Annotated in this window: 8 protein-coding genes; 2 read left to right on the forward strand and 6 right to left on the reverse strand. The window is 39.7% G+C overall.

Translation table 11 applies throughout. The features are described 5' to 3' along the window. Window positions 1–429: 429 nt before the first annotated feature. A complete protein-coding gene (locus tag ACFFHF_RS12330; RefSeq protein ID WP_377058275.1) occupies window positions 430–537 on the forward strand; it encodes a YjcZ family sporulation protein in 108 nt (35 codons plus the stop codon). 423 nt (window positions 538–960) lie between these two features. Here ACFFHF_RS12330 and ftsZ read toward each other — a convergent pair whose 3' ends face one another. From ftsZ to ACFFHF_RS12360, 6 genes are all read right to left on the reverse strand, one after another. Beyond that, window positions 961–2,223, reverse strand: coding sequence for a cell division protein FtsZ (ftsZ, locus tag ACFFHF_RS12335; RefSeq protein WP_377058276.1), 1,263 nt, complete (start codon window positions 2,221–2,223; stop codon window positions 961–963). A 738-nt stretch (window positions 2,224–2,961) separates the two neighbouring features. Then, a complete protein-coding gene (locus tag ACFFHF_RS12340) occupies window positions 2,962–3,462 on the reverse strand; it encodes a hypothetical protein (RefSeq protein ID WP_377058277.1) in 501 nt (166 codons plus the stop codon). Window positions 3,463–3,725: 263 nt separating this feature from the next. Continuing rightward, window positions 3,726–5,789, reverse strand: coding sequence for a sigma-70 family RNA polymerase sigma factor (locus ACFFHF_RS12345; RefSeq protein WP_377058278.1), 2,064 nt, complete (start codon window positions 5,787–5,789; stop codon window positions 3,726–3,728). 190 nt (window positions 5,790–5,979) lie between these two features. Beyond that, on the reverse strand, window positions 5,980–6,309 hold the full coding sequence (locus ACFFHF_RS12350) for a DUF1904 family protein (RefSeq protein WP_377058279.1): 330 nt from the start codon (window positions 6,307–6,309) through the stop codon (window positions 5,980–5,982). Window positions 6,310–6,328: 19 nt separating this feature from the next. Then, the gene (locus ACFFHF_RS12355; RefSeq protein ID WP_377058280.1) at window positions 6,329–7,081 is read right to left on the reverse strand and encodes an NADPH-dependent oxidoreductase; all 753 of its coding nucleotides are present in this window, start codon (window positions 7,079–7,081) and stop codon (window positions 6,329–6,331) included. Window positions 7,082–7,240: 159 nt separating this feature from the next. Beyond that, entirely contained in the window at window positions 7,241–7,438 is a 198-nt protein-coding gene (locus ACFFHF_RS12360) for a hypothetical protein (RefSeq protein ID WP_160548294.1), read from the reverse strand. 185 nt (window positions 7,439–7,623) lie between these two features. Between ACFFHF_RS12360 and ACFFHF_RS12365 the strand changes: the two genes are divergently transcribed. Beyond that, entirely contained in the window at window positions 7,624–8,424 is an 801-nt protein-coding gene (locus ACFFHF_RS12365) for a hypothetical protein (RefSeq protein WP_377058281.1), read from the forward strand. The last annotated feature ends 455 nt before the right edge of the window (window positions 8,425–8,879 follow it).

The following is an 8,879-nucleotide window of genomic DNA, read 5'->3' on the forward strand; positions in this document are numbered from 1 at the left end:
CGCCCTTGTTAAACAATCCTCAAACCATTGGCGTGTTTGTCAAGAGCGATTGCGGCGCATCTCCATCCAGTAAATAGGAGAGAAACTAACCCTTTAGGTAGTTTTCATAAATCTTTTGACACTACCCTAATTTTCCCATATGTTTGATTGACCCTTCTTCCATAAAACTGCTCCGTTAGTCGAAGAAGAAGCGACATACAGCTTTATTCTGATTGCATATTTTATTATTACCACTGACCTCCAAGCACCTCCAAAGGGGCGTTTGCATGTATTGCAGACGCTTTTTAGTTTTAGTTTTGAAATTCTTTAAGCAAATCGCTGATTTTGTCCAAACATGATGATGTTTGTCCAATCACCCCTTCTCTAAAGAAAATATATATACATCGTACGAGTGTTTTCCATCGAAAAATCCAATAGGTGGTGATAAATATGGGCTATCAAAATGGTGGTTATAGCAATAGCAGCAACTTTGTATTAATCGTGGTATTGTTCATTCTACTGATCATTGTAGGGGCTTCTTTTATGGACCGCTACTAAATTGTACGGAACAAAGGGCAGGTTAAGTTAATCTGTCCCTTTCTCATATAGACTTCTGAATGAAAGGAGGATAATTTCACATGGGATATTTTCGTAACGACTTTAGAAGGAGACGTTTTTTACCCTTTGAAATCTTATTTTTCCCCTTTGAATTCAAAAGGGAAAGAAGAAGAAGAAGACGAAGATTCTATTAAGCAAATGATATAAACCGTATTTCCAGGAGCCTACGGTTAAGGGCGTACTGCCATCAAAAGCAGCTAGTCTTTTTTAGCTAAGATCCCTATCTTTTACTCTATCACCCTATCGTTAAAATTTAGGGGCTTTGCATGACCGAACCGAATTAAAATGGCTGAATTAACGTTTGTTTTTATCTATATTAAAAGGCCAAATCGCAAATGATTTGACCTTTTTGTTCGTTTGGGTTTACCCTCTTCTGTTTCGCTTCCGCAAGAACGATGGAATATCAAGCGAGTCATCTTGCTGCTGGGTACCACGTTCGTAATTCGCGGGCTCTTCGTAGGCAGGCGGCTGTCTGTGATTGCCGGATTGAATGTAGTTTCCAGATTGACCGTAGCTGCCGGATTGGCTGTAGTTTTGGGCTTGGTCGTAATTCCAAGTTTCTGCATGGGCAACAGGCTCTCGCTGTCTCGAGTGATCATGGTATTGCTCACGTGAATTGGCCATCATGTCCCTAGTACGGCGCGATGTGTTCGACGGCGGAGCTTCCTCCTCATCATGATCGAAGCCGGTCGCAATCACGGTCACCATGATTTCTTCGTTCAGGTTTTCATTGATGACCGATCCAAAAATCATGTTAAGCTGGTCATCTGTTGCAGCCGCCACAATGTCGGCCGCTTCCTGGACTTCATACAAACTGAGGTTCATGCCACCTGTGATGTTCATCAGCACTCCTTTCGCGCCATTGATGCTTGTTTCAAGCAGCGGCGAGGAGATGGCCTTTTTGGCAGCTTCGGCAGCACGGTCTTCGCCTGAAGCCACTCCGATGCCCATAAGCGCCGTTCCTTTGTTGGACATGATTGTTTTCACGTCAGCAAAGTCTAGGTTAATCAAGCCTGGCACGGCGATCAAGTCGGAAATGCCCTGGACACCCTGCCTGAGGACATTGTCCGCCTCACGAAAGGCTTCAATCATCGGCGTTTTCTTGTCGACGATTTCTAGCAATCGCTCGTTTGGAATGATGATTAAGGTATTAACGGCTTTCTTCATCTCTTCAATTCCAGCTGCCGCATTTTGTGCCCGCTTGCGGCCTTCAAAAGTGAACGGACGAGTCACCACTCCAATTGTAAGCGCACCAAGTTCGCGCCCGATATGAGCAATCGCCGGCGCAGCTCCGGTCCCGGTTCCGCCTCCCATTCCTGCCGTTACGAACACCATGTCCGCACCTTGTAGGGCATCACTGATTTGCTGCCTGCTCTCCTCGACAGCCTTTCTGCCGATTTCAGGATTGGCACCGGCCCCTAAGCCCCTGGTCAACGTACCACCGATTTGCATCGTGACCTCCGCCTTTGACATGTTGAGAGCCTGCGCATCTGTATTCACGGCAATGAACTCCACTCCCTGCACGCCGTCCTCAATCATCCGGTTCACGGCATTATTTCCGCCGCCTCCAACCCCAATTACTTTTATAGTGGCAAATTGATCGATATTGGTTTCGAATCCTAGCATATTTAGTCCCCCTAATTAGCTTCAGATATTGCCCCCTATTTTTCTCTATACCTATAAAATTCGCCACCGACTTGGAAATTCCGTCATTTTTCTGTGATTTGTTAAAGAACTGTAATTTTCCTGTAATAAAGTACCATTCTTAATGGAGGGATGTACAAGCGACTCGGCAGCAATTGGAATATGGACTTTTTAAAATTTTTGAACTTCCATTCCTACATACTATTCCTGGCTATCCGATTCGAAATGATGGATTTAAATACTTCATAAAAAACCACATTAGTAGTCATTACGAAAATATAAAAGATAATTGAGTAATAATATTCCCAACTCTTGAATGTAAATAAATGAAAAAAGTATACACTAATACTTTCTAGTGCACTCAGAATGAGACTACTAATTAAAATAAATACTACCTCGTTGATAGTCCTTTTTTTGTAAAAATGCATAATAAAAAGGACCGTCCCTGGATACACAATATTTTGAAGAAAAATATCCATGAGTTCCCCACTATTCCTGTCCACCGTATCATAGAAATCGTAGGGTGGCATAGCTAAAAAATAATCTCCTAATGTGGTTAATTGCAAATTTAAAAGAGATATTCCGATTATTTCTGTCCAAAGGAGAATCCTACTTTTTGGGGTAATGTAGTAAATACAAATAATAACCAGGATTGTAATAGCAATTACACACCATTCGTTTTCATCAAATGTTTTCGGGAGCATGGGCTGAATGGCTTTGTCATATATCTCCTTCACCTTTTATCACCTTTTCTCTCCTAAGTATGGAAGGTAAAATATCCATGAAGTAAATGCCCGTACAAAGAACGATCATAGCTATAACCATATCAACAGAGGGGTACCAATCCCCTCCTTTCGATTCCAACACACCAACAACAAGTAACATTTTATCCATTAATACTCCAGCAATTATCCATAAAATACAGAGAGAAATCTTTAAAGATAACTTTCCACTCCCTCTTAACACATACATTACCCACATCAACAGAACAGGTAACACAATCCCATAATGAATTCTTGCGGACCAGAACGATAAATGTTTTTCTACCACCCTTAAATGTTGGTATGGAGAAGAAAGAAGATAAAAGAAATTCTGCCCGTTGTATGAATTGAACATAAAAAGCAGAAATATTTCTATTGGATCAAATCTTTTCTGTAGACGCTTTAAACTAACTAATAACAGGATGGATATAAAGGCCAGTATTATGATTACTAATAGCATTATTTAGTCTTCCTTTATTAAAACAATCTTGTAAAGCTAATCACTTACTTTTAATTCTAAATTTATTACAGATTAGTTTACACACTTCTAAGTTTTATAGTCTATTTTCAGTCAACGCCTATATATTTTTCTCAGTCATCAAGGATATGCTCCTCCTCAATCAAAAAACCGTCTCAATCCAGGGCTGAGACGGTTTAGGTTCATATAGTTCATTAATGAAATGTCGTTGATTGAAATTTATGAGATCACATATTTCTAATACGTTATTCCAACTCCATCGTCACAATATCATTCATATATTTAGTTGTATTATATCCAAAAATATCAAGTCTTTTAGGAACCATGTTGCTATTTTCTAATCTAAGCGTTTGAACTGTGATGAAATGACGTGGTTGTTCAATTTCTTCATAGTTGAAAGGAGTGTTGTTCATGTCGTATATTACCCCGTTTTTGTCCACGATGACTCCTTCTGTCTCCATGTTCATGGAATTAGGTAAACTTTCATCTTCCCCAACAATATTGATATGTAGGGACTCATAGGCTCGATTCTCAATTTCATGATCGCTTATCACAATCGTGGTAGGCACTCCGACTTCGACCTTATCGATGCTGATTGTACTTCCCGCGTATTCAAAGGTTTGAGGATATTCCTGAGTCTCATCCAGTGCGATGGTTTTATGGTCTTCATATGTTAAATAAGCAGATTCAAATTGAACACTAACTTCTTTTGGTTTTTCTCCTAAATGAGTGTCAAATTGTGCTTGAAAACTATACCAGTTCATATCCGGCTGTGAATTCGTAGGCATACTCCCAAACATATCTGCTTTTACAATTTGATTGTTGACTTCTAGGTTGCGAAAAGTAAGGAATTCTATCCTCTTCTCTATCTGTGTTCGACTGACACTATATTGTAAAGTCGTTGTGGTTGGTGCAACGATCAATTTCTCAAATCGAACCGGTATTCCTTCGATTTCAGTTTCAGCTTTCAATGCAAATTCGGTAGAAGGTTGTTTCGTTACAGGAATTTCAAAACTCCACTCCCCTGTCTTGTACTGATTGTTTCCGTAAGGCCAGTATTCAATCGACTCAGAGGAATCACGAATCAACTGCATAAGCTTGGTAATCTTTAACTCGACGGTCCCTTCATCCGTCTTGAGCGGCAAGAGACTAATCTTCCCTTGATACACGTTCTTTTCTTGATTATTAATATCAGATTCAAGGTCTGGAGGATAGTATTTTGGGTAGGTATCACGGTTCATAATCTCGTTTTCGTTTCCTACAAAAACTCCGTCATTATAATTCATAAAATATTGATTATCCTCATTGGAATCAATGATTTCATAAAAAACGAGGGTCTGAACATCGTCAGCAACCACGCCTTTAATTTTAACTGTCACCCCTTCGCTTTCCGCCTCTAGGGTTACCCTTTCACCCAGATCCTGTTGCAGAAAAGCACGCAGCTGTTCATCTTCTTCTGTCCATGTATAGTAGAGGTTAGAATAGACCCCCGTGAAAAATCCGATACTCATGAGCGCTGCGAAAACACTTGCAAAAACAAGCCCCCATTTTTTACGCTTCTGGTTTCTTTGACGTCTAATGTTTTCCTCTTCTAACAGCCTCTCTTTAACATTCTCCATTAATCCAGAGGGTACATGTAAATCTTGTAGCCTATCGGTATGGTCTAATAATGATAGCCTAGCATCCTGAAAGGTAGACAAATCCTCCTGACATTTCTCACAATGATAAATATGGACTTCAAAATCAACCCTCTTCGGCCGCTCCATCGTTCGTTCTAAATAATCAATGTAATTCTTATGATATTCTGTACAGCCATGAAAGGTTTCCCCAATGCCCATTTGTTTTCTAAGTGATCGGATTCCAGAATACAACAACTCCTTGATCTGATTCACTGAAACTCGAAGTATATGTGCTGCTTCCTCCTGGGAGAATCCTTTTACATAGGTAAGGAGCAACCCTTCTCTCTCATCTTCTTTCAGATGATCAAGCGCGGTAAGTAAATCCGGATGTGGTTCCTTATCCATTACGGCTTGATTGGCTCTATTATGCGAAAAGGTTCGGCAGTGATGGATGAAAAGCGAAGTCACCCACATATCGAAGGAGTTGTCATGTTTAAATCGCGGCAACTCTTTATGGACTTGTATAATAGATTGATAGAAAAGTTCTTCCAATTGATGCTGATTACTAAGATAAAAATAACCAAGTGTATACAAGGATTTCTTATGCTGTTCGAACCAATCGACGACGTATTCCATGCTTTTCTCTCTTTTTGTAGAGATAGGGTTGGAATCTATTTTTGCCGGGATCATATAAATCCCCCCTCTAACATTTTTTGGAATGACCTACTCTTATTCTAAATCTTTATAGTCTATTTATCTATTTGAAAATTGATAAATAAAATTCAATCAAACGTTTGATTGAATTTTTCTTAGGTAAACAAAAGGACGGCTCCCGCGTTTCATCTGAAAATGAAACAGGAGAACCGCTCCCATGATACTATTAAGCAAAACTCTTTCCATTAAGATAATAATCAGACTCCCTAAAGGTATGGAAAGCCACTTCTACTTCAGGTATCCCGAGGGAATGAACCTGTTTCGTAATGATGTTAGCAAATTCGTCCTGAATGTCTCCCCCCCGGTCAAACCATTTGACTTCAATAAATGGATATCCAGGAACCTCTTCACCATCGAAAACAAAGGTAGAATTCATAATCTCTAAGGTAAAATTATCGGTTCCACAGTCACAAAGGGTAGCCAATTCTTGTACCAGTAGTTTACTAATGGTTTTTACCTGTTCAACTGTTATTCCTCTAATTATTAATTGCGGCACCTTAATAACTCCTCCAAACCTACTTGTATTTAAATCCTTGTTGCTTCAATTTAGGACTAGAGTTTTTGGCATACTGCTCAAATCCTTTGTCATAAAAATGAGCTACTTTACTGGACCAATTACTTGCATCCTGGCCATTCGTCCGCTCAGACATATAGAGCGAAATATTCTGGTCATATTCATCGATGAGTTCCCTTTGAATATTAGCCTGATACTGCTCCTTGTGATGGGTTGCTTGAAGAGAGAGTCTTGGTTTTTGATCAGGAAGTGTTCTTGGATGACCAATAACCAGACCCGAAACGGGGAAAACATACTCTGGAAGGTCGAGAACCTCAATAATGGTTTGAAGATTTCTTCTTATCCCGCCAATCGGAACCGTCCCAAGTCCCATCGATTCAGCTGCGATCACCGCACTTCCTAGAGAAATCCCCACATCTGTTGAACCAACAATCACCGCTTCGATATCATCAACTATTTGAAGTTGATTTCCATTTTTCTCAGCAGCCAACTTTGCCCGATAAAAATCTAAACAAAACACCAGAAACACCGGTGCCTCATCAATCCAACGTTGATTGCCTGCAGCGCTAGCCAATGTCGATTTCTTTTCTGGATCTCTCACTTCAATCACGCTCACTTGCTGTCCATTAATCCAGTTGGGAGCAGCCATTGCCGCTGAGATAATGGTTTCCACTTGACCTTCACTTACATCTTCTTTAGGCTGAAATTCTCTTACTGAGCGATGATTTTTTAACAATTCAATGGTTTCATTCATGGAATCACTCCTCGTATATGAATACGATACAACACATGTATTTCAATTTTCAAATATGGAGTTTTCTTAACATACCAAAAGTAAGCTAATGCCACAGATATAACTGTTTAAAGGATTTGTACTTGGAACGATCGACCATTGTTTCCCTTCATCCTTTATTCACTCTTCCTCAATCACCCTAGCCACATTTTTACCGCAATTTTTACACTTTCCTTTTAACACAATACCAAAATTACTTTCTTCTACTATAAAAGCAGTAATCGTTGTTACATCAGAGCAATTCCCACACCAAACATTCCCTAGTAGACTATTTCTCATCTCTTTCGGAATGGAAAGCCATTTTTTATTTGCATCCATCTCTAAAACCCCTTCTATAATTTTTTAACCATTACTTAATTTAGACAAAATAGAATCAAATTAACGTAACCCTCACTACATTCTAATCCAAAACTGTTCAAAAATCCGTCACAAATACCTAAAAACCACCCTGTCCAATTGAACCGCCCTTCTCTATATAAACAATGAAGGGACGGTGCCAAGAAATGAATTTGAAAAATGGCTGTATTGAACAATTTGAAACGTATTCTCAATTTTCTTCTTTAAAAGATTTTAATACTCATATGGAAATGTGGATGGCTGTCCATAAGGATAATTTCTCTAAGGGGGAACGAGTAGGATTAAATCGACTCGTTCGTTTTGCTGCGAAAATCCCTGGCGTTTGCAATGCCAAAATTGGGACCGTGTTAAAAGCCATCCATGAGGAACACAACGGAAACGGAATCTCCCGTTCAACTTTTAAACGAATGATCCAAAAGGCGATTGCGTTAGGACTGTTGATCGTTCATGAAACCGAAAGAAGTAATGGTTCTCAGTCTAGTAATCTGTATGTTTTTCAACCTTTTCCTACAAACGAACTACCCAAGGAGGATAATTTGAACCACCATAATAAAACTAGTAATCTTTCTAAAACTAAAAATATAAAGATTAAAGAACGTAAAGAAACGGATTCATCCAAACCTTCAGAGGATATGAATAACAAGCCACTAGATTACACTTACACAAGCGATCGGGTTCCTTACTCCTTCTCTCGAGTCGTTAGATACTTCTTTCCAGAAGCAAAGCAGATTGAGGAGTATTGGAAAATGGCCCAAATCGCTGCATACCGGAATAATTGTGAAAGCCATACCGATCTCGTGGTAAATATGGCCGTGCACTCTTTTAAACAAATGATTAGTAAATTCAAAGTAAGTAGCGTTCATAAGCCTATTGCCTATTATTACGGAATCCTGAATAAAAAGTTTGAAGAGCTTTATTTTGAAGAATTATATGAAATGGGGTTTTGATGGCGTAGGTTCTGAATCCCTATGAGTGCGTGAAAAAGTGCTGCATGGGAACCTGGGTCTGGGTTTGGTTCCCTTGACCGCTTTAAAATGAACTGAACGGGAATCTAAGTGTGGGTTTGGTTCCCTTGACTGCTTTAAAATGAACTGAACGGGAATCTAAGTGTGGGTTTGGTTCCCTTGACCGCTAGAAAAAGAGCTGAACGGGAATCTAAGTGTGCGTTTGGTTCCCTTGACTGCTAAAAAAAGAGCGCAACGGGAATCTAAGTATGCGTTCGGTTCCCTTGACTGCTAAAAAAAGAGCGCAACGGGAATCTAAGTATGCGTTCGGTTCCCTTGACCGCTTGAAAAAGAGCTGAACGGGAATCTAAGTGTGCGTTTGGTTCCCTTGACTGCTAAAAAAAGAGAGCAACGGGAATCTAAGTGTGGGTTTGATTCCCTTGACCGCTTGAAAAAGA

It is taken from the genome of Robertmurraya beringensis (genome assembly GCF_042433785.1).
In the GTDB taxonomy this organism is placed as follows: Bacteria; Bacillota; Bacilli; order Bacillales; family Cytobacillaceae; genus Robertmurraya_A; species Robertmurraya_A beringensis.

Excerpts from the sequence above, each read along its gene's own strand:
- ACFFHF_RS12330 (WP_377058275.1), top strand. The coding sequence starts at position 430 with ATGGGCTATCAAAATGGTGGTTATAGCAATAGCAGCAACTTTGTATTA.
- ftsZ (WP_377058276.1), bottom strand. The coding sequence starts at position 2,223 with ATGCTAGGATTCGAAACCAATATCGATCAATTTGCCACTATAAAAGTA.
- ACFFHF_RS12340 (WP_377058277.1), bottom strand. The coding sequence starts at position 3,462 with ATGCTATTAGTAATCATAATACTGGCCTTTATATCCATCCTGTTATTA.
- ACFFHF_RS12345 (WP_377058278.1), bottom strand. The coding sequence starts at position 5,789 with ATGATCCCGGCAAAAATAGATTCCAACCCTATCTCTACAAAAAGAGAG.
- ACFFHF_RS12355 (WP_377058280.1), bottom strand. The coding sequence starts at position 7,081 with ATGAATGAAACCATTGAATTGTTAAAAAATCATCGCTCAGTAAGAGAA.
- ACFFHF_RS12360 (WP_160548294.1), bottom strand. The coding sequence starts at position 7,438 with ATGGATGCAAATAAAAAATGGCTTTCCATTCCGAAAGAGATGAGAAAT.
- ACFFHF_RS12365 (WP_377058281.1), top strand. The coding sequence starts at position 7,624 with ATGAATTTGAAAAATGGCTGTATTGAACAATTTGAAACGTATTCTCAA.